At 63.4% G+C, this 19,602-nt stretch carries 17 protein-coding genes; 12 read left to right on the top strand and 5 right to left on the bottom strand.

Annotated elements, in window-relative coordinates:
* Positions 1-52: 52 nt before the first annotated feature.
* On the bottom strand, positions 53-481 hold the full coding sequence (locus tag PG883_RS08005; protein WP_010673565.1) for a GNAT family N-acetyltransferase: 429 nt from the start codon (positions 479-481) through the stop codon (positions 53-55).
* A gap of 179 nt (positions 482-660) precedes the next feature.
* Here PG883_RS08005 and rdgC point away from each other — a divergent pair, with 179 nt between their 5' ends.
* Entirely contained in the window at positions 661-1,572 is a 912-nt protein-coding gene (gene rdgC / locus PG883_RS08000) for a recombination-associated protein RdgC (RefSeq protein WP_010673564.1), read from the top strand.
* A gap of 179 nt (positions 1,573-1,751) precedes the next feature.
* On the opposite strand, the gene PG883_RS07995 is transcribed toward rdgC, so the two are convergent.
* Positions 1,752-2,369, bottom strand: coding sequence for a GDSL-type esterase/lipase family protein (locus PG883_RS07995; RefSeq protein WP_113069907.1), 618 nt, complete (start codon positions 2,367-2,369; stop codon positions 1,752-1,754).
* A gap of 112 nt (positions 2,370-2,481) precedes the next feature.
* Between PG883_RS07995 and ggt the strand changes: the two genes are divergently transcribed.
* Both ggt and ybaL read left to right on the top strand, forming a co-directional pair.
* The gene (ggt, locus tag PG883_RS07990) at positions 2,482-4,263 is read left to right on the top strand and encodes a gamma-glutamyltransferase (RefSeq protein ID WP_128297111.1); all 1,782 of its coding nucleotides are present in this window, start codon (positions 2,482-2,484) and stop codon (positions 4,261-4,263) included.
* A gap of 374 nt (positions 4,264-4,637) precedes the next feature.
* Positions 4,638-6,269 carry a YbaL family putative K(+) efflux transporter gene (gene ybaL, locus PG883_RS07985; protein WP_049636613.1) on the top strand — a complete coding sequence of 544 codons (1,632 nt, stop codon included), beginning with the start codon at positions 4,638-4,640 and terminating at the stop codon, positions 6,267-6,269.
* A 98-nt stretch (positions 6,270-6,367) separates the two neighbouring features.
* Here the strand turns inward: ybaL and PG883_RS07980 are convergent, their stop codons facing one another.
* On the bottom strand, positions 6,368-7,669 hold the full coding sequence (locus tag PG883_RS07980) for a sigma-54 dependent transcriptional regulator (RefSeq protein WP_010673560.1): 1,302 nt from the start codon (positions 7,667-7,669) through the stop codon (positions 6,368-6,370).
* A 346-nt stretch (positions 7,670-8,015) separates the two neighbouring features.
* Between PG883_RS07980 and PG883_RS07975 the strand changes: the two genes are divergently transcribed.
* The 5 genes from PG883_RS07975 (at position 8,016) to PG883_RS07955 (ending at position 12,400) form a co-directional block, all read left to right on the top strand.
* On the top strand, positions 8,016-8,594 hold the full coding sequence (locus PG883_RS07975) for a hypothetical protein (protein WP_223924172.1): 579 nt from the start codon (positions 8,016-8,018) through the stop codon (positions 8,592-8,594).
* A gap of 187 nt (positions 8,595-8,781) precedes the next feature.
* On the top strand, positions 8,782-9,741 hold the full coding sequence (locus PG883_RS07970; RefSeq protein ID WP_081331937.1) for a hypothetical protein: 960 nt from the start codon (positions 8,782-8,784) through the stop codon (positions 9,739-9,741).
* Between the two features lie 52 nt (positions 9,742-9,793).
* The gene (locus PG883_RS07965) at positions 9,794-10,471 is read left to right on the top strand and encodes a C39 family peptidase (protein ID WP_039039335.1); all 678 of its coding nucleotides are present in this window, start codon (positions 9,794-9,796) and stop codon (positions 10,469-10,471) included.
* A gap of 7 nt (positions 10,472-10,478) precedes the next feature.
* On the top strand, positions 10,479-11,138 hold the full coding sequence (locus tag PG883_RS07960) for a hypothetical protein (protein ID WP_039039334.1): 660 nt from the start codon (positions 10,479-10,481) through the stop codon (positions 11,136-11,138).
* Positions 11,139-11,200: 62 nt separating this feature from the next.
* Positions 11,201-12,400, top strand: a complete 1,200-nt coding sequence (locus PG883_RS07955; RefSeq protein ID WP_041213311.1) for a transporter — start codon at positions 11,201-11,203, stop codon at positions 12,398-12,400.
* A 99-nt stretch (positions 12,401-12,499) separates the two neighbouring features.
* On the opposite strand, the gene PG883_RS07950 is transcribed toward PG883_RS07955, so the two are convergent.
* Both PG883_RS07950 and puuR read right to left on the bottom strand, forming a co-directional pair.
* The gene (locus PG883_RS07950; RefSeq protein WP_042014744.1) at positions 12,500-13,777 is read right to left on the bottom strand and encodes an NAD(P)/FAD-dependent oxidoreductase; all 1,278 of its coding nucleotides are present in this window, start codon (positions 13,775-13,777) and stop codon (positions 12,500-12,502) included.
* A gap of 49 nt (positions 13,778-13,826) precedes the next feature.
* A complete protein-coding gene (puuR, locus tag PG883_RS07945; protein ID WP_029314011.1) occupies positions 13,827-14,435 on the bottom strand; it encodes an HTH-type transcriptional regulator PuuR in 609 nt (202 codons plus the stop codon).
* A 309-nt stretch (positions 14,436-14,744) separates the two neighbouring features.
* Here puuR and PG883_RS07940 point away from each other — a divergent pair, with 309 nt between their 5' ends.
* The 4 genes from PG883_RS07940 to PG883_RS07925 all read left to right on the top strand — a co-directional run bounded on the left by PG883_RS07940 (position 14,745) and on the right by PG883_RS07925 (position 19,444).
* Positions 14,745-16,208 (top strand): NAD-dependent succinate-semialdehyde dehydrogenase, encoded by a 1,464-nt coding sequence (locus tag PG883_RS07940; RefSeq protein WP_010673552.1) that lies wholly within the window; start codon positions 14,745-14,747, stop codon positions 16,206-16,208.
* Positions 16,209-16,440: 232 nt separating this feature from the next.
* Positions 16,441-17,730 carry a 4-aminobutyrate--2-oxoglutarate transaminase gene (gabT, locus tag PG883_RS07935; protein WP_042014742.1) on the top strand — a complete coding sequence of 430 codons (1,290 nt, stop codon included), beginning with the start codon at positions 16,441-16,443 and terminating at the stop codon, positions 17,728-17,730.
* A gap of 233 nt (positions 17,731-17,963) precedes the next feature.
* Positions 17,964-18,101, top strand: a complete 138-nt coding sequence (locus tag PG883_RS07930) for a hypothetical protein (protein WP_164882979.1) — start codon at positions 17,964-17,966, stop codon at positions 18,099-18,101.
* Positions 18,101-19,444: an APC family permease gene (locus tag PG883_RS07925; protein ID WP_128297292.1), complete on the top strand. Its 1,344-nt coding sequence runs from the start codon at positions 18,101-18,103 to the stop codon at positions 19,442-19,444. Before PG883_RS07930 ends, PG883_RS07925 begins: the two co-directional genes overlap by 1 nt.
* Positions 19,445-19,602 lie beyond the last annotated feature (158 nt).

The raw sequence follows: 19,602 nt of genomic DNA, 5'->3' as shown, positions 1-19,602 counted from the left end.
AGATGAGGATGGTGCCCCCCGTTTTCAACCGGGGCAGCCCCAGACGTCAGATTCAGACGGCTTGATAATGCATCTGGTACTGAAGATGGCCGGTGAGGGGATCGGGCACCTCCCCCCCGATTTCAAAGCCGTGGCGGCGGTAGAAACGCACCGCTGGCTCGTTCTCCACGAAGACCCGGGTATGCAGCTCGGCACATCTGGATCTGGCTTCCTGCAACAGGGCGTGCCCCACCCCCCGCCCCTGCCTATCGGGGCGCACGAAAAGTGCAGCCAGGTAATCATCCACCAGCGCCATGAAGCCGAGCAGATCCCCTCGCTCCTCGAATACCCAGATGCGGGCGTGATCGAGGTAGCGGGTACGCAGCTCCTCCTGAGCCTGCCACCAGCAGGAGGCATCGACGAAATCGTGGGCCTGCAGGGAGGCCAGGAGCCAGATTTCGACGATCTCTTCCATGTCTTCCGGCCGACTCTGTCTCAACATGGTCGCCTCCTTGTCAGCAATGTGAACACTCGCAGTCTAGGGGAGTTGGGACCGCTCCCGGGGGATCAAGATGGGGCCCTGTGAGGTCGATCGCCCTTTATTTAGCGAGAATGATTGGCTGATCACAAAGCGCCTCTCTAGTACAATGCCCGCCGGACAATCTAGAGACCGAGGACGCCATGTGGTTTAAAAACCTGCAGATTTACCGCTTTACCCGCCCCTTCGACCTGACCGTTGAGCAGCTGGAAACCCAGCTGGAAGCCTGCGCCTTCACCCCGTGCGGCAGCCAGGACATCTCCCGGTTCGGGTGGGTCAAGCCCCTTGGCAAATTCGGCTCCACCCTGACCCACGCCGCCTCTGGCCACATCCTGCTGTGCGCTCGCAAGGAAGAGAAGATGCTGCCTGGTACCGTGGTCAAGGAGATGCTGGCGGAGAAGGTAGAGGCCATTGAATTCGAGCAGGGCCGCGCCCTCAAGAAGAAAGAGAAGGAGGCGCTGAAAGAGGAGATCATGCACACCCTGCTGCCCCGCGCCTTCAGCCGCACCAGCCAGACCTTCGCCTGGATAAACCCTGCCGACAACCTGATGGTGGTGGATGCAGGCTCCGCCAAGAAGGCGGACGATCTGCTGGCGCTCTTGCGCAAATCCATCGGCTCCCTGCCGGTAGTGCCGGTGGCCCTCAAGAACCCGCCCGAGATCACCATGACCGAGTGGCTCAATGAGGGCAACCTGCCCGCCGCCTTCACCCTGGAGGACGAAGCCGAGCTGCGCAGCGCCATGGAGCACGGCGGCATCATCCGCTGCAAGCAGCAGGATCTGATGAGCGAGGAGATCAAGAATCACCTGGCCAACGACAAGCTGGTGACCAAGCTGGCCCTCAACTGGGGCGAAACCCTGAGCTTCGTGCTGGGGGACGATCTCTCCATCAAGCGCCTCAAGTTCAGCGAAGAGCTGCGCGAGCAGAACGACGACGTCACCAGTGAAGATCCCGCCGCCCGCCTGGACGCCGACTTCGCCCTGGTCACCGCCGAGCTCTCCCAGTTCATCCCGGCCCTGTTTGCCGCCCTGGGTGGTGAAGAGCAGTCCATCTAAGCAAATTGGCTCAGCCTGATTGCAAAAAACCGCCTTCACGGCGGTTTTTTCATGTCTTCGGGCATTGTCGCCACGGGCTGGACGCCTCTGGAGTAGCGCCGTCGCCCTCCCGCCGCGCAATCTCCTGACCCCATAGGCTTTAGCAGCATGGCGCACTGCCCCGGCAGCATGACACCTCGCTAGAGTGCCCCCCTTTCCTGCAACAGTCGATGAAGTCGCTGCGCCAGGGTGCGGTAACCCTCGGCATTGAAATGCACCGCATCGGACTTCAGGGCCGGGTCTCGCAGCAACTCGCCGATGCTGTCGTTGTCCAGCACCAGCCCGTACTGATCTGCCAGCTCCTCGTAGAGGGGAGCGCCATCGGCAAACAGGGATTTTCGGGGCACCCCGACCAGCAGGATCTGGGCCCCGCTCCCCTGCACCGCCTCTATCATGGCGGCGAGATTGGCCTTGAGGGCCGCCTCCCCGCTGCCACGCAGGATGTCGTTGCCCCCTTCCAGCAGGATGACCAGAGCGGGTCTGTGCCGGGCCAGCAACCCGGGCAGGCGTGCCCTGCCGGCCTGGCTCAGCTCTCCGGACACCCCGCCATTGACCACGGGATGGCCGCTCAGGGTCGCCAGCACGCTGGGGTAGCTTTGGGACGGGCTTACCCCGCGCCCCTCGGTCAGACTGTCCCCGAAGGCGAGCAGGGTCTCCCCCTGGGCCAGCGGTCTGAAGGTCGGCTCCCCGCAGGCCGCCAGCAACAGGCAGAGCAGCCCCGCCATGCAAGGTTTCGCCAGCGTCCCCCGGTGTGTCATGAGCGCCTCCTTGATAGTTTTGTAACCATATGAGTATTAAGACAAACTTTTAATCAAGCTCCAAGTGTGACACATTTCGGCAGGTGAACAAGAAACCGACAAGGAGCCTGTCATGTCCCTCAAACCCCTCGGCCTGCTGGTCGCCCTCGGCCTGCTTGGCGGCTGCGCCTCCCAGGATGGCTTTCACTATGTCCCTCCTCCCCAGACCCTGATCGCCCCGGAGGCGGCCAGCGGCTGGATTGACAAACCGGGCTGGCAGGGCCGTGACTTCATGGTGGCGGCGGCCAACCCGCTGGCGGTGGACGCGGGCTACCAGATCATCAAGGCGGGGGGCAGCGCCGTCGATGCAGCCATCGCCGTCCAGCTGGTGCTGACTCTGGTGGAGCCTCAATCCTCGGGCATCGGCGGCGGCTCCCTCATGCTGGTGTGGGACGGCAAGCAGGTGGCGGCGGTGGATGGCCGGGAGACAGCCCCCGCCGCTGCCACCGATCAGCTCTTCATGAAGGAGGGCAAACCCATGGCCTTCTATGAGGGGGTGGTGGGCGGGCGCTCCGTCGGCGCCCCCGGCACGGTGCGTGCCCTGGCCCTGGCCCACGAGCGCTATGGCAAGCTGCCCTGGGCCACGCTGTTCGAACCCGCCATCACCCTCGCGGAGCAAGGGTTCGTGATAAGCCCCCGCCTCGCCACCCTGCTGGCAAAAGATCCCTATCTGGCCGGGGATCCGGACGCCCGCGCCTACTTCTATCAGGCGGACGGCACTCCCAAGACGGCTGGTACCCGGCTCACCAACCCGGCCCTGGCCAGGGTGCTGCGTACCCTGGCAAGCGACGGCCCCGACGCCTTCTATCGCGGCCCGCTGGCCGAGGCCATGGTGGCCAAGGTGCACGCCCACCCGACCAACCCCGGGGTGCTGAGCGCCGCCGATCTCGCCAGCTACCGGGCCAAGCTGCGGGACGGGCTCTGCTTTGACTATCGCCAGAGCGAGATCTGCGGCTTCCCGACCCCCTCCTCCGGCACCCTGGCCCTCGGCCAGATCTTCGGCATGCTGGAAAGCCGGGACATGGCCGCCCTCAAACCGGTACAGGGGGAGCAGGGTCAACTGGCCGCCTCCAGCGAGGCCATTCACCTCTACAGCGAGGCGGCACGCCTCGCCTTCGCCGATCGCAACCAGTACGTGGCCGACGGCGACGTCGTCGACGTGCCGGTGACAGGCCTGCTGGACAAGGGCTATCTGGCGCAGCGGGGGCACCTTATCGGCAACCGCTCCATGGGCGTCGCCCAGCCCGGCAACCCGCCCCGGGCGCTGGCCAGGGGCCGGGACGCCACCCCGGAGCTGCCCTCCACCAGCCACATCTCCATCGTGGACAAGAGCGGCATGGCGGTGGCCATGACCAGCTCCATCGAGGATGGCTTCGGCTCGCGGCTGATGGTCAACGGCTACCTGCTGAACAACCAGCTCACCGACTTCTCCTTCACCTCGGTGGACGCCGCCGGCCTGCCGGTGGCCAACCGGGTGGAGCCCGGCAAGCGCCCCCGCTCCTCCATGTCTCCCCTGTTGGTGTTTGACAAGGCAAGCGGCGAGCTGGAGATGAGCCTGGGATCCCCGGGAGGCTCGGCCATCATCAACTACGTGGGCAAGGCGCTGCTCGGCACCCAGGATTGGGGGCTCGACCTGCAGCAGGCCATCAACCTGCCCAATTTCGGCAGTCGCAACGGCCCCACCGAGCTGGAGCAGGGGCGCACGCCCGACGCCGTGGTACAGGGGCTCAAGGCCAGAGGGCACGAGGTCCTGCTTAACGAGCAGACCTCCGGGCTGCAGGGCGTCCAGCGCCATGCCGGCGGCTGGCTGGGGGCCGCAGACCCCAGACGTGAGGGGGTCGCCAGGGGGGAGTGATGCCCCTTCAGCACCCTCGTTCACCATGGAGGAGGCCAGCCTCCTCCATGCCGTGTGCTCATAGGTGTTCTCCCTTGCCTCCCAATATCATCATCGATTGATTATTCCTGCCAATTTTTCTTTAACTGCACACTCTTTTCACCCAATCGCAATGCATTAAAGATGCTTTTCATCAAAACCAACGCAAAAACTGGAACAGTGTTGCTCATGGCATATAAATGCATTACTTTTCAATAGAAACGGCATCTGTTGCCCTCAAGATTTCCCCTTGATACGGCCAACTTCTGTCTCTTTCGCCCCCTGCTCATTGACAGCTGCCCTCTTCACCTTCGGGTGATCTGGTAGCCCCTGACTGCCATTAGCGAGGTGACGACATGGACCACTCACTCCCCCTTATCACCACCCTGGTAGGCGGCCTCGTGCTGGCCTACCTCTTCGGCATGCTGGCAAGCCGCCTGCGCATCTCCCCCATGGTGGGCTACCTCGCGGCCGGCGTGGTATGCGGCCCCTTTACGCCGGGCTATGTCGCCGACCTGCGGCTCGCCCCCGAGCTGGCCGAAATCGGCGTCATCCTGCTGATGTTTGGTGTCGGCCTGCATTTTTCCGTGAAAGACCTGCTGTCGGTGAAACACATCGCCATCCCGGGAGCCATCGTCCAGATAACGCTTGCGACCCTGCTCGGCCTTGGCCTCTCCCAACTGCTCGACTGGACCGTGACCGCCGGCCTGGTGTTTGGCCTGGCCCTCTCCACCGCCAGTACCGTGGTGCTGCTGCGCGCCCTGGAGAGCCGCGGCCAGCTCGACACCAACGAGGGACGCATCGCCATCGGCTGGCTCATCGTGGAGGATCTGGTGATGGTGCTGGCCCTGGTACTGCTCCCCATCCTCGCCAACCTGCAGCAGGGGGGCGAGGCACTGACCCCGGCCCAGGTGATGGCGGATATCGGCCTGACCCTGGCCAAGGTGGCTGCCTTCATCGCCCTGATGGTCATCGGAGGGCGACGCCTCATCCCCTGGCTGCTGGCCCGCACCGCCGCCACCGGCTCCCGCGAGCTGTTCACCCTGGCCGTCCTCTCCTGTTCCCTTGGCATCGCTTTTGGCGCCGTCAAGCTGTTTGGCGTCTCCTTTGCCCTCGGCGCCTTCTTCGCCGGCGTCGTGATGAACAGCTCCCATCTGAGCCACAAGGCGGCCAACGACACCCTGCCCCTGCAGGACGCCTTCGCCGTGCTCTTCTTCGTCTCCGTGGGCATGCTGTTCGACCCCGTCATCCTGCTGCGCGAGCCCCTGGCCGTGCTGGCCACCCTGTTCGTCATCGTGATCGGCAAATCAGTGGCCGCCTTCGCCATCGTGCGGCTCTTTGGCCACAGCCAGCGCACGGCGCTGACCATCTCCGCCAGCCTGGCCCAGGTGGGGGAGTTCTCCTTCATCCTGATGGGTCTCGGAGTCATGCTCGAGCTGGTCCCCGGGGTCGCCCGTGATCTGGTGCTAGTCGGCGCCTGTTTCTCCATCGTGCTCAATCCGCTGGTCTTCAACCAGGTGGAGCGCTGGCTGAGGCGCCATCCCGATCCACGCACCGATGGGTCACCTCACCTCTGCCCCTTGCAGGGCCATGTGGTGGTAGTGGGCGCCGACGAGATAGGTCAGCACCTCATCCGGCAGTTGCATGAACAAGGCAGGGAGATGGTGGTGATCGACACCGACGAGCGACTGCTGGCCCCCTGGCGCGCCATGGGGATCACCTGTCTGGCGGGCCATCCCATCCAGCAGGATCTGCTGACGGCGGCGCTGCCCAACGCCAGCTGGCTGCTGATCACCCTGGATGACAGCCTGCTGGCCGGTGAGATAGCCATCAGGGCGCAGGAATACGGCGCCCTGATGCGCATCGCCGCCTGTGCCCACCAGCACGAGGAGGTGCATCATCTGCGCGTGCGCGGCGTGCATCAGGTGGTCAAGAGCGAGGAGGAGGCTGCGCGGCGACTCTGTCACCTCGCCATGGAGATGGCCTGAAGCTCATCGGAAGTCACGAGTCCCCACGACGGGGCCAGACAAGAAGCCCGGGCCTGCTGCCCGGGCTTCTTGCATGACGGGACGATACTGCCGTTCCCTCACAGCAGATCGTGCTTGTCCAGCAGGCGATAGAGGGTGGCCCGGGAGATGTCGAGCGTGCGGGCCACCTCCTCGAGCTGATCGGGGAAGCGGGCCAGCGTCCGTTGCAAGGCCTGACGCTCCGCCGCTTCGCGCACCGCCTTGAGCGAGCCGTCGAGCAGCAGGCTGTCCATGTTGGTCAGCTCCATGTCATCGGCTTCGATGAAGGGGCCGCTGCACATGACCACCGCCCGCTGAACCCGGTTGCGCAGCTCCCTCACATTCCCCGGCCAGCCATAGGACTGCATGGCCTGGCGCGCCTTGCGGGTGAAGCTGAGCACCCGCCCGCCCCGCACTTCCGCCAGAATGTCATCGGCAAGGAGCTGGATGTCTTCCGCCCGCTCGCACAAGGCCGGGGTGCGCAGGCGCACCACGTTGAGCCGGTAGTAGAGATCCATGCGAAATCCGCCGCTAGCCACCGCCTGCTCCACATCGATATTGGTGGCCGCGATGATCCGCACATCCACACGACGCGTCAGGTGGCTGCCCACCGCCTCTATGCACTGCTCCTGCAAGAAGCGCAGCAGGGTTGCCTGATCCTCCAGTGGCAACTCCCCTATCTCGTCGAGAAACAGGGTGCCGCCATCGGCGGCCTCTATCTTGCCTATCTTGTGGTGCTGTGCCCCGGTGAAGGCCCCCTTGACGTGGCCGAACAGCTCGGACTGGATGAGCTGATGGGGCATGGCCCCGCAATTGACCGCCACGAAAGGGCTCTCCTCCCCGAACGTGCTGTAGTGCAGCTCCCGGGCCACCAGCTCCTTGCCCGTACCGCTCGGTCCCGTCACCAGTACGGGCAGGCGGCAATGCTGCAACCGCACGATCTGGTCGCGCAACTGGCGGATGGGGGCGCTCTCCCCCTGGATGAAACGAAGCTGGGGTTGCAGTCGGGGGCGGTGTCGCCGGATGAGGCGCGCCATCCCCAAGGCATGTCCCAGGCTGTGGGAGAGCCTGTCTCTGTCCAGGGGAAAGGTGTGAAAATCATGAAAACAGGCTGCCAGCAAATTGCGAAGGGCTTCGCTGGCGAGACAGTCCCGCTGGATGAGGCCGATCCACAAGGCGCCGGAGTGCTGCGCAATCAGGTTGTAGAGGGCTTCGTGCTGCTGATGCTCGATCACCACCAGCACCAGGGGATAGTCCTTTTCCTGCAGTTTTTTCTCTGCCACCACCAGGGAGCTTGCCTGCTCCACCTGCCACTCGCCTTGTTCCAGCAGGCTTTCCAGTACGGCACATGAATTGATGAGCAACAATGCCGTTTCTGTCATAGGGACAACTCCTTGTTATCGCCACTGCACGAAGGAGTCTGACGACTTGTTCAGATAACTCCCTTTATCATCAAATGGCGCCATTTAATATGGCCAGACGATGATAACTATAAAACATCCCGCCTTTAGATTGATGGCACCACAATATTGAGACAGCCAAATTATCCGTGAGAAAAAATAAATCCATTGATAAATAAGCGCTTACTTCACGACATAATATGTCGCTCTCAATATTGAGACGTAAAAACAATTATATCAAATAAAAAACAACTAAAAATCATATGGTTGTAAATTGGCATGGTCGTTGCTCTCTCCAATAAGCCCTCCTGGCATATGGAGACAGAACATGAAAATATATATTGCATTGGCAGCATTTCCTTTTCTGGCATTTGCCACCCCCTCAATGGCACAAAACCGGGTCGATCTCGGTGCTCAGGCATTGAGCAATATTCGTGGTTCCATGGGCGTCAATATGGTTGCCGGCAATAACAACCAACAAGGCAATCTTGCCGCCATCGCCATTTCGGGTCCGGCCGTCATTCAATTTGGTCAGCTGAATCAATCCACCACCAATCTGAACGGCAGCCAGAGCGTCGCCATCCTGGGCTCGGCCCTGAGCCAGAACCGGGGACTGGTCGGCATCAATCAGGGGGCGGGTGAGGGCAACCAGCAACTGAACGCCTTCGCCCTGTCCCTCGATGACAGCGGCCTGGGTGTCGTGACCGACATCAATCTCAGCTCCAGCGTCGCGAAGACCCCAGGGGGAAAGCCCCCCGCCAACACCACTACCAGCATCTATCTGGATGACACCGCCCTCACGGGCAGCAAGGGGGTCATTCAGGTGAACCAGGTCACGGGACAGGGAAACCAGTCAGTCAACATGGTTTCCCTGCCCCTGGCTGGCGCAGTAACGGCATCCCCATGATGCCGCAGGGATAGGAAGCCAGGCCCGGGGGTATCAGCCGATGGGCATATCTTCCGCTGAAAGTTCAATGGAGAGACTCATTATGCGTGGACTTATTTATAGCTCATTAGCCGCCGCGGTCATCATGGCCATGTCGGGCACTGCATCCGCCGATTACCGCGGTGACAGAGATGAGACAGGGGCAACCTTGACCAAGAAGGTCAAGGCAGAGGTCGATGTGGAATACGAAGGCAGGGTCAATGTCGGCGGCTACATCAACGTCAACAAACTCGGCATGGCCGTCGTGGACAACCAGCAGTCCAGTTCCATGATAGGCACCGCCAATACAAGAACGGAGAACACGAGCAAGATCGACGGCTCGTTCAAGGGTGCATCCGGTAACATCGGCGCCAACGTCGCAGCCGGTGACTCCAACGTACAGGGCAACAGCGCTTCCCTGGCCGCCTATGACGAGGTCGATGCCGAGTTCATCATGGGTCGTGGTCAACAACAACACGGCGCCCCTGGCGGATCATCGGATGCCGAGGTCTTCTCCACCCAGAGCGCCAGCAACAACTGGACGACCAATCACGGCCATCAGAACAAGGCCGGTGTGGGCGATGGGGCCTTCAAGGATGCCGCAGGCAACATCGGGGTCAACGTGACCTCGGGCTCGGGTAACGTCCAGGCCAACAACATGGCTGCCTCCGTGTCCACCGGCAACATGGCCGTGGCCACCGTGGCCAACAGCCAGAGCGTCTCCAAGAACATGACCGAAAACCAAAGCCTGAGTGCAACCAAGACGGTTGACAAGGCGGGTGTGTTCCTCGGTCTCAAGGCTTGGGGCGATTACGAGGGGGGCGGTACCGGTCATGATGTCAAGAAAGGACATGACCACGACAATGACAACGACAGGTACGGCAACAACAACCCGAAAGATGATGGCAAGTTCGAGTTCAAGGAAGAGGGTGACATCAAGCTCAGTGGGTACGCCGTCGGGTATATTCCCGTGGTCAACACCTACACCAGCCGCGAAACCTTCAACCGGGCAACCATCGATGGCGGCGCCTTCAACGGTGCCGTGGGCAACATCGGGGTGAACGTCTCCTCGGGGACCAACAACCTGCAAGCGAACAATCTCTCGCTGGCCGCAGGGTTTGCCAAGTAAGTCGATGCGAGGGGGCCCAGTGCCCCCTTTTTCCCTGACACTGGAGGTCTGAATGCGCTGGCTGTTGCTGTTGCTGTGCTGTCCTGCCGTCTGGGCGGGCTCGGTGCCACTGGGAGAGCATCTTCCGGCGCTGGGGGATCTCAACAAACCGGTGCAGAGCATTCTGGAGCGCCGGTACGCCAACATCGAGCGCCAACATACGGATTTCAGCTGCGGGGCCGCCGCCGTCGCCACCATCTTGCGCTACGCCTACGGCCATGCAACCAATGAACGCTGGGTCATGGATGGCATGCTTGCCATGGCAGACCCGGAGCAGGTCAAGCACTACGGCTTCTCCATGCTCGACATGAAGCAGTACCTGCAAATGCTCGGCATGCGGGTCAGAGGGTATCGACTGGGCGATGAAAAACTGCGCCAGGTGAGGGTGCCCACCATCGTCCTGCTCAACATTCGCGGCTATCAGCACTTTGCCGTGCTGCGGGCCATCGATCGCCACGATCGCGTCTATCTGGCAGACCCGGCCCTCGGCAACCGGGTGATCACGTTCAAGGAGTTCAAGGAGAGCTGGAACGGCATCCTCCTCGCCGTCATCGGCGCGGGCTATCGTCCCGATGCCCCCCTTGCCAACCCCTCTCCCCCGCTCTCTGTCAGAGGCAAGGATGGGCTCTTCGCCCCGGTCAATGAAACATCCCTGCTGGAATTCGGTTTTCAGCACAAAGAGCTAATGTGAGGTCATCATGAATACCCGACCCGCCCTATGCCTCCTCTGCAGCCTGGGTGGCATCGCCTCTCCCCTGCTGGCAGCACCGGACCCGCTGGCCCATCTGTCAGACCACTTTGCGCCCGAACTGGCGGACGGGGAGCTGGCCCACCTGCGCGGCCGCTATGTCAGCAGCCATGGCATCAGCTACTTCGGCATCGAGTTCATCTCGTCACTGACCACGGCCCAGGCCCAGCAGACGGCGGCCATGAACCTGGCGCTGAGCATTGTGCAAAACAAGCCCAAGCTGGATGTGCGCGTCAAGGATGAGGTCAAGCCCGCGGCCACGCCCGCCAAGGAGGCCCAGGTGCAGGGGGCCGGGCTGGTGCAGGTCGTTCAACTGGAGGGGAGTGGCAACAGCTCGGTCAACCAGGCCGGTATTGAACTGACCACCCCCACCATGACGGGACACCTGGTCCAGGCGGGCAGCTACGAGCACCAGGGCGATCTTGGCACCGCCACCTACCGGGTCTCGGGGAATTATGCCGGCTTGCAACTACACTCTTCCGACGGCCGGGTCCTGCTGGAGCAGAGCCTGCGCGGTACCGACTTCAGCCGGGGGCTGCTGCAGTTCAACAAGGTCAGAGGGGACGGTTTGCAGACGCTCAATCAGACCCGCATCTGGTTTTCGCGCTGAGCACCGGTGAGCCCGGGGGCTGAACCATCAGAAAGGATGATAAACAACAAGGACGTATCCCGATGAAACAGTCTCGCATGCTGTTGATTGCCCTCGCCCCCTTCGCCTGCTGGGGGGCCACGGCCGAGGAGGAGGCCCTGCAACAACAGCTGGATCTCCTGCGCCAGCAACTGATCCAGCAAAACCAGGCCCTTCATCAGCTCCAAGCTCGCCTGGAGGCCGTCAAGGCCGCCGGTGCCACGACGGCAACCGCCGGGGTCGGAGCCGGGGCCGCCGTCGCCTCCACCCAGCAGGACGCCTCACGGCGCACGCCGGAGGTCGGCCGCAGCACCGAAGACCTGATGATCGAACAGCACAATGTGTTCGACCGCGCCCTGACCGTCGATGTGGGCCTCTCCTATCAGCACTACAACCGCAAGGATCTCGCCCTGCGCGGCTTCCTCGCCCTGGACGCCATCTTCCTTGGCGAAATCAACCTGGATCGGGTTCGCTCCGATCAGTGGACGGCGGATGTCATCACCCGCTACACCCTCAACGATCGCTGGCAACTGGAGCTGGCCCTCCCCTACATGTTCCGCAACACGAACTACCAGAGCACCGGCAAGGAGAACTCCAGCCGCGACTTCGAGGAGCAGAGCGTCAGCGATGGCGGTCTGGGGGATCTCAGCCTCGCCATCTACTACAGGGTCATGGCCGAGAGCGAGGATTGGCCGGATCTGGTGTGGAACTTCCGGGCCAAGGCGCCGACCGGCAAGGATCCTTACGGCATCGAGATCAACACCTCGGAATCGGGCAACCTGGTGACCCCCAAGGAGCTCGCCACCGGCAACGGGCTCTGGCAGCTCTCCACCGGCTTCTCCCTGGTCAAGACCATGGATCCCGCCATCCTGTTTGCCAGCCTCAACTATGGTCACAGCCTCAAGCAGGACTTTGACGATATCTCCTACCAGCCCGGCAACCAGCCCGGCAGCATCCAGCTGGGAGACTGGTATGAATATGGCCTGGGGGTCGCATTCGCTCTCAACGAACGCTTCAGCCTCTCCTTCAACATCAACCAGCGCGTCACCATGGAGTCCGAGCAGGGGTCCGAAGGCTTTGCCATGGAGAAGGTCACCGGCTCCGATGCCAACGCCGCCAGCTTTGGCATGGGGTCGACCTGGGCCATCACCGACAACCTCTCCATGGCGGTCAACTGGTCTGCCGGGCTCACCACGGATGCACCGGACTACACCATCGGGATCCGCTTCCCCTACCGCTTCTAGCCCTGTCAGGGCCCGGGCAGGTTGACGACAAAAAACGAGGGAGGCATAACGCCTCCCTCTTCTTGTTGCCGCCAGCCTGCCTGGCGGGCCACCTTGTCATCACACCCCCAGTCGATCGCGCAGGGTGTACCAGGCGGCGCCGGCGGCGGTGAAGGGGATGCGCAGCAGGCGGCCACCCGGGAAGGGGTAGTGCGGCAGCCTGGCGAACGCATCGAAGCGCTCCGCCTGACCGCTCAGCACCTCGGAGAGCAGCTTGCCCGCCAGATGGGTACAGGTGACGCCGTGGCCGCTGTAGCCCTGCATGTAGTAGATGTTGTGACCGATGCGGCCAAACTGCGGCAGGCGCGACAGGGTGAGCAGGAAGTTGCCGGTCCAGGTGTACTCCACCTTGACGTCGGCCAGCTGCGGGAAAGTCTTGAGCATCTTGGGGATGATCAGCCGCTCGATGTCCGCCGGATCCCGCGCCCCGTAGACCACGCCGCCGCCATAGATGAGCCGGTGATCGCCGGAGGTACGGTAGTAGTCGAGCAGGTAGTTGCAATCCTCCAGACAGTAGTTCTGTGGCAAGAGTGAACGGGCCCGCTCCTCTCCCAGCACTTCGGTGGCGATCACCTGGGTGCCGCAAGGCATGCTCTTGCTGGCCAGTTCCGGCACCAGATTGCCGAGGTAGGCGTTGCCGGCCACCACGATAAAGCGTGCCTTCACCGCCCCCTTGGCGGTCTTGACCAACGCCGGCTGACCCGGAGTAATGCTGGTGACGGCGGACTGCTCGAAGATAAGCCCCCCCTGCATGCGGATGGCTTCCGCCTCCCCCAGCGCCAGGTTGAGGGGATGGATATGGCCGCCGCTCTTGTCCAGCAGGGCGCCGACGTAACGATCGCTCGCGACCACCTCGCGCACCCCGTCGGCATCGAGCAGCTCCAGTTGGTCGTTGCCCCACTTCTCCCAGCGCGCCTTCTGCGCCTTGAGCTCGTGCAGCTGCTTCTCGGTCTCGGCGGCAAAGACGCCCCCCTCCTGCAGATCGCACTGGATGTTGTAGCGCTTGATCCGCTCGCGGATGATCTGGCCCCCCTCAAACAGCATGGAGCCGAGCAGCCTGGCCTGATCCGGCGGGCAGTTCGCTTCGATGGTGTCGATGTCGCGGCTGTAGGAGTTGACGATCTGGCCGCCGTTGCGGCCGCTGGCGCCAAAGCCGACTCGCGCGGCCTCCAGCACCACCACCTTGTACCCCTTCTCCACCAGATGCAGCGCACTGGAGAGGCCGGTGTAGCCTGCGCCTATGACGCAGACGTCGCACTCCAGCTGCTCGGTGAGCGTGGGATAGGGCGCGTGTTTGTTGGCACTGGCTGCGTAGTAACTCTTTACATGTTCGGTCATGATCCCTGTTTCCTTACCGGTTCGTTTCCAACACAACGGGTTGTTCACATTAAAAGCTGGCCGGGGTGTGGGCGCTGACGATGCGGCAGACCTGCCCCGAGGGATTGCTGAAACTGTGGGGCTCGCCGGTGTCGATGACATAGCTGTCCCCGGCGCACAGTTCATAGGTCTGGCCGGCCAGGGTCAGCAACACCGACCCTTCCAGCACGGTGCCCACCTCTTCCCCCTGATGCTTCACCACGCCGCCGGTGTCGGTGCCGGGGGCATAGGTCTCCAGCATGAAGCCGAGCTGGCGCCGATTGTTGCCGTTGTGCACCAGCTTCATGGAGACCCCCTGGCTGCCGAGCTCGATGAGCTGCTCCGCCTTGATCACCACGCTGGGCGTGCTCGCCACCTCCTCTTCGGCGAAGAAGCGCGACAACGGCAGCTCGTAGACGCTCAGCAGCTTTTGCAGGGAGGCCACCGAGGGGCTCACCTTGTTCTGCTCTATCATGCAGATGGCGCCGTGGGTCAGGCCGCTCAGCTCCGCCACCCGGCGCTGGGAGAGCCCGAGCTCCCTGCGGATCCGGGCAAGCCGCTCCCCCATGTTTCTCTCGTGCTCCGCTAGGGGATTGTCCGTCATGGTCCGCCACCGGACCTCGCCACGGGATTGCTCCATCGCCCACCTCCTTCCATGGTCATTCGAATACCTGGGGCCGACTGGTCAATATAGTGAGTCAGGAACGTCAGCCCCGTTCACTATCCTGCACAACCCAGAGCGTTCATTATTTTGCACACCCTGCGCAATGAAAACCGCTACAATCGCGCTAACAGCCCCATTTCTAGCATGTGACGCCCAGTTCACTCAAATATATTTAACACTTGAAAAACATTTCGGCTCATTTTATGGTCGTTACGTGCTTATTATTCTATACGGCGGTGCCCACATAAACGCGCCACCCAGACCCACTATCGAGGCCCCTTACTTATGTCAGCATCACAACCTGCTCTCTCCCTGATCAAATCCCTGGCCTATGTCGACGGCCGCTGGTGCGAGTCCCTGGGCGGGCGCCGGTTCGAGGTCCTGAACCCGGCCACCGGCCAGGTCATCACCCAGGTGCCCGACATGGACGGGGAGGATACCCGCCTCGCCATCGCGGCCGCCCACGCGGCGCAACCCGCCTGGGCGGCCCTCACCGCCAAGGAGCGCAGCAGCAAACTCTACGCCTGGTTCGAGCGCATCATGGCCAACCAGGAGGAGCTCGCCCGTATCATGACCTGCGAGCAGGGCAAGCCGCTGGCGGAAGCCAAAGGAGAGGTGGCCTACGGCGCCAGCTTCATCCAGTGGTTCGCGGAAGAGGGCAAGCGTGCCTATGGCCGCACCATCCCCGGCTTCTCCGCCGATCGGCGCCTGGCCACCATCAAGCAGCCGGTGGGGGTCGTGGCCGCCATCACCCCCTGGAACTTCCCCATCGCCATGATCACCCGCAAGGCGGGTCCGGCGCTGGCCGCCGGTTGTACCATAGTCATCAAGCCCGCCGCCGAAACGCCCCTCTGCGCCCTGGCGCTGGCGGTACTGGCGGAGCAGGCGGGCATTCCCGCCGGGGTCATCAACATCGTCACCTCCCATCAGGCGAGCGCGGTGGGCAACGAGCTGTGCAGCAACCCCGTGGTGCGCAAGCTCTCCTTCACCGGCTCCACCCGCATCGGCAAACTGCTGATGCGCCAGTGCGCCGACACCATGAAGCGCCTCTCCCTGGAGCTTGGCGGCAACGCCCCCTTCATCGTCTTTGACGACGCCGACCTCGACGCCGCCGTGGCCGGGGCCCTGGCGTCCAAATACCGCAACGCCGGCCAGACCTGCGTCTGCGCCAACCGCATCCTGGTGCAGGCCAGCGTCTATGACGCCTTCGCCGAGAAGCTCGCCGCCGCGGTCAAAGCCTTCAAGGTCGGGGACGGCATGGGCGAGGGCGTCCAGATCGGGCCCCTCATCAACCCGGCCGCCGCCAGCAAGGTGGCCGAGCTGGTGCAGCAATCGGTCGCCGCCGGTGCCCGGGTGCTGGTGGGGGGCGACGCCCACCCCGCCGGTCCCCTCTTCTATCACCCCACCATCCTGACCGGGGTCACCCGGGGCAACCCCATTCTGGACGAGGAGATCTTCGGGCCCGTCGCCCCCCTGGTGCGCTTCGAGACGGAAGCCGAGGCCATTGCGCTTGCCAACGACACCCCCTATGGCCTGGCCGCCTACTTCTATGGCCGCGACATCGCCCGGGTGTGGCGAGTGGCCGAGGGACTCGAATACGGCATGGTGGGGATCAACGAGGGGATCATCTCCACCGAACTGGCCCCCTTTGGCGGGATCAAGGAGTCGGGACTGGGCCGGGAAGGTGCGGCCGAAGGGCTGGAGGAGTACCTGGAGACCAAATACCTCTGCTTTGGCGGCATTCGCTGAGGGAAATGAAAGGGCAATCGCATCGTTAAAACAGATGCGTTATGACACAGCCCATCGCTTTTACAGATAGAAAGAGGGGGTCGCCGGTCACGACCGAGCGCCTTGTGGGCCCTGAGGGCACGCCCGGGGCCCCCTTTTGCGAACAGGCCGCCCTGCCCGAAGGCAGTTGGCGGCACACATATGGCCAGATGGCACAGGAACAGCGGGGGCCCATGCCCCTCAGGGAGGAAAGATGAGTCATTCAAGCAACAACCAGCAGTGGCAGGCCCGCCGCGAAGCGGCCGTGGTCCAGGGGGTCGGCACCCTGCTGCCGGTCTTCATCGACCGGGCGCACAACGCCGAGCTGTGGGACGTGGAGGGCAACCGCTACATCGACTTTGCCTCCGGCATCGCCGTGCTCAACACCGGCCACAACCACCCCAAGGTGGTGGCGGCGGTGCGCGAGCAGCTCGAGAAGTTCAGCCACACCTGCTTCCAGGTCACCCCCTACTCCGGCTATATCGAGCTGGCGGAGAAGTTGAATGCCCTGGTGCCCGGCCCCACCCCCAAGCGCACCCTCTTCCTCTCCACCGGCGCCGAGGCGGTGGAGAACGCCATCAAGATCGCCCGCGCCCACACCGGTCGCAGCGGCACCATCGCCTTCAAGGGGGGCTTCCACGGCCGCACCATGATGGGCATGGCCCTCACCGGCAAGGTGGTGCCCTACAAGACCGGCTTCGGCCCCTTCCCGGGGGAGGTCTATCACCTCCCCTTCCCCGCCGACTACCTGGGAGTGAGTGAAGACGATGCCCTGGCCGCGCTGGATCTCTGCTTCAGCGCCGACATCGAACCCACCCGGGTGGCCGCCATCATCATCGAGCCGGTGCAGGGGGAAGGGGGCTTCTACCCCGCCTCCGCCAGCTTCATGCAGCGCCTGCGCCAGGTGTGCGACCAGCACGGCATCCTACTTATCTGCGACGAGATCCAGACCGGTTTCTGTCGCACCGGCAAGACCTTCGCCACCGAATACAGCGGTGTCGAACCCGACATCATGACCCTCGCCAAGAGCCTGGCCGGCGGCTTCCCGCTCTCTGCCGTGGTGGGCAAAAGCGAGGTGATGAACGCCGCCAAGCCCGGTGGCCTGGGGGGCACCTATGCGGGCTCCCCCATCGCCTGCGCCGCCGCCCTGGCGGTGCTGGAGGTGATCGAGGAGGAGCGCCTGAACCAGAAGGCCCTGGCCCAGGGGGAGCAGATCAAGGCACGCCTGCACCAGCTGGCGACACGGTTTGACTGCATCGGCAACATCCGCGGCCCCGGCGCCATGGTGGCCATGGAGCTGGTGAAGGAGGGGGATGCCGCCAGACCGGACCCGGATCTCACCAAGCGGCTGGTGGCCGAGGCGGGCAAGCGGGGCCTGGTGCTGCTGGCCTGCGGCGTGCGTGGCAACGTGATCCGTTTCCTCGCCCCCCTGACCGCCCCGGCAGCCATCGTCGACGAGGGGCTCGACCTGCTGGAGCAGGCCCTGTCCGCCTCCCTGGCCTGATCCGGAAGAGCGCGTTCGCCCACGTGCAAAAAAATGCGTTTTTGCTCCCTTGATATGCTTGTCAAGGGGGCATCACGAATGCACAATGCGCCGCCGTATTCAAGGACCGTCCGCTCATCGGAGCCCGGTTCTTTTTTTGCGCCAAACAAATCCATAACGAGGCCGGAACAGACCGGAAATGATAACGAGGTGGCACGCCATCTCACGACACCCGCTTCTTAGTGAGGAACTCCATGGGGCATATCATCGCTTTCCTGCCGGCCCGCGCCGGTCTGCGCCATCCGTCCGCATCCCGGACTGGCGCCCCCACCGTGCAGGATGACCTCACCGTCAGCCTGATCCCGTCAGCCAGCCTGCGGGGGATCGCCTGATGCACCCGCACCCCGCCGGTCTGAAAAAAAGCCTGAAACTCTGGCACGTGGTCATCATGGGGCTGGCCTATCTCACCCCCATGGCGGTGTTCGACACCTTCGGCATCGTCACCGAGATCACCGAAGGCCATGTGCCGACCGCCTACCTGCTCGCCCTCATCGGCATGCTGTTCACCGCCATGAGCTACGGCCACCTGGTGCGCAAGTTCCCCTCGGCAGGCTCCGCCTACACCTATGCCCAGAAGGTGTTCCACCCCTATGTGGGTTTCATGGTGGGCTGGGTCTCCCTGCTCGACTACATGTTCATGCCCATGATCAACATGCTGCTGGCCAAGATCTACATAGAGGCCCTCTTCCCCGGCGTGGCCCCCTGGACCTACATCCTGGCCCTGGCCGCCGTCATGACCTTCCTGAACCTGCGGGGCATCAAGCTGGTGGCGAACTTCAACAGCCTGATCGTCATCATGCAGTTCAGCATCATCGCCGTCTTCATCGGCCTCATCGCCTGGGGCGTGAGCCACGGCGAGGGGCTGGGCACGGTGGCGAGCAGCCGCCCCTTCTTCTCCGAGCAGATGCACATCCATCCCCTGCTGACCGGCGCCTCCATCCTCTGCCTGTCGTTCCTCGGGTTTGACGCCATCACCACCCTGTCGGAGGAGACCCCGAACGCGGATCGGGTGATCCCCCGGGCCATCGTGCTCACCGCCCTCATCGGCGGCGTGCTCTTCATCTCGGTCTCCTACTTCCTGCAGCTCTTCTTCCCGGACATCTCCCGCTTCCAGCAGCCGGATGCGGTGCTGCCGGAGATCGCCCTCTATGTGGGCGGCAAGCTGTTCCAGGCGGTGGTGCTGGTCTGCACCACGGTGGCGGTGCTCGCCTCGGGGCTCGCCTCCCACGCCGGGGTATCGCGCCTGCTCTACGTGATGGGCCGGGATCGCGCCCTGCCGAGCCGCGTCTTCGGCTACATCCACCCCACCTGGCAGACCCCGGCTCTCAACGTGCTGCTGGTGGGCATGCTGGCCCTCTCGGCGGTGGCCTTCGATCTGGAGATGGCGCTGGCGCTCATCAACTTCGGCGCCCTGGTGGCCTTCACCTTCGTCAACCTGGCGGTGATTGCCCACTTCTATCTCAGGCTGGGTCACAACAAGACCCTGAAGGATCACCTGCTGTTCCTCGCCCTGCCCCTGTGCGGCGCCGCCTGCATCGGGGTGCTCTGGCTCAACCTGGAGCCCGCCTCCTTCGAGCTGGGGCTGATCTGGGCCGCCCTCGGTGCCATCTACCTGCTGCTGCGCCTCACCGTGTTCCGGGTCCGCCTCGGCCGCCCCGAGCAGGACGCCTCCTGAGCGAAACCGGCGCCCTCAGGGCGCCGGTTTCACATGGCGGCAAAGCAGGGTCCCGCCTGATGACAAGGTTGTCATCGACTTTCCGGCAGCGGTGGCGAAGTGATCGCTCACCGGGGGAACAAATTCCCCGCTGACGGCCTTTTTCGCTTGTCTCCTCC

It is taken from the genome of Aeromonas sp. QDB25 (assembly GCF_027707725.1).
GTDB lineage: Bacteria > Pseudomonadota > Gammaproteobacteria > Enterobacterales > Aeromonadaceae > Aeromonas > Aeromonas caviae.
The sequence above is the reverse complement of the archived record's forward strand: the minus strand, read 5'-3'. Positions and strand labels throughout refer to the sequence as shown.

Bases quoted from the DNA above. Each gene is read 5' to 3' on its own strand.
- PG883_RS07995 (WP_113069907.1), bottom strand. From the start codon at position 2,369: ATGACACACCGGGGGACGCTGGCGAAACCTTGCATGGCGGGGCTGCTC.
- ggt (WP_128297111.1), top strand. From the start codon at position 2,482: ATGTCCCTCAAACCCCTCGGCCTGCTGGTCGCCCTCGGCCTGCTTGGC.
- PG883_RS07925 (WP_128297292.1), top strand. From the start codon at position 18,101: ATGCACCCGCACCCCGCCGGTCTGAAAAAAAGCCTGAAACTCTGGCAC.
- PG883_RS07955 (WP_041213311.1), top strand. From the start codon at position 11,201: ATGAAACAGTCTCGCATGCTGTTGATTGCCCTCGCCCCCTTCGCCTGC.
- rdgC (WP_010673564.1), top strand. From the start codon at position 661: ATGTGGTTTAAAAACCTGCAGATTTACCGCTTTACCCGCCCCTTCGAC.
- PG883_RS07980 (WP_010673560.1), bottom strand. From the start codon at position 7,669: ATGACAGAAACGGCATTGTTGCTCATCAATTCATGTGCCGTACTGGAA.
- PG883_RS08005 (WP_010673565.1), bottom strand. From the start codon at position 481: ATGTTGAGACAGAGTCGGCCGGAAGACATGGAAGAGATCGTCGAAATC.
- PG883_RS07975 (WP_223924172.1), top strand. From the start codon at position 8,016: ATGAAAATATATATTGCATTGGCAGCATTTCCTTTTCTGGCATTTGCC.
- PG883_RS07940 (WP_010673552.1), top strand. From the start codon at position 14,745: ATGTCAGCATCACAACCTGCTCTCTCCCTGATCAAATCCCTGGCCTAT.
- gabT (WP_042014742.1), top strand. From the start codon at position 16,441: ATGAGTCATTCAAGCAACAACCAGCAGTGGCAGGCCCGCCGCGAAGCG.
- PG883_RS07960 (WP_039039334.1), top strand. From the start codon at position 10,479: ATGAATACCCGACCCGCCCTATGCCTCCTCTGCAGCCTGGGTGGCATC.
- puuR (WP_029314011.1), bottom strand. From the start codon at position 14,435: ATGGAGCAATCCCGTGGCGAGGTCCGGTGGCGGACCATGACGGACAAT.
- ybaL (WP_049636613.1), top strand. From the start codon at position 4,638: ATGGACCACTCACTCCCCCTTATCACCACCCTGGTAGGCGGCCTCGTG.
- PG883_RS07965 (WP_039039335.1), top strand. From the start codon at position 9,794: ATGCGCTGGCTGTTGCTGTTGCTGTGCTGTCCTGCCGTCTGGGCGGGC.
- PG883_RS07930 (WP_164882979.1), top strand. From the start codon at position 17,964: ATGGGGCATATCATCGCTTTCCTGCCGGCCCGCGCCGGTCTGCGCCAT.
- PG883_RS07950 (WP_042014744.1), bottom strand. From the start codon at position 13,777: ATGACCGAACATGTAAAGAGTTACTACGCAGCCAGTGCCAACAAACAC.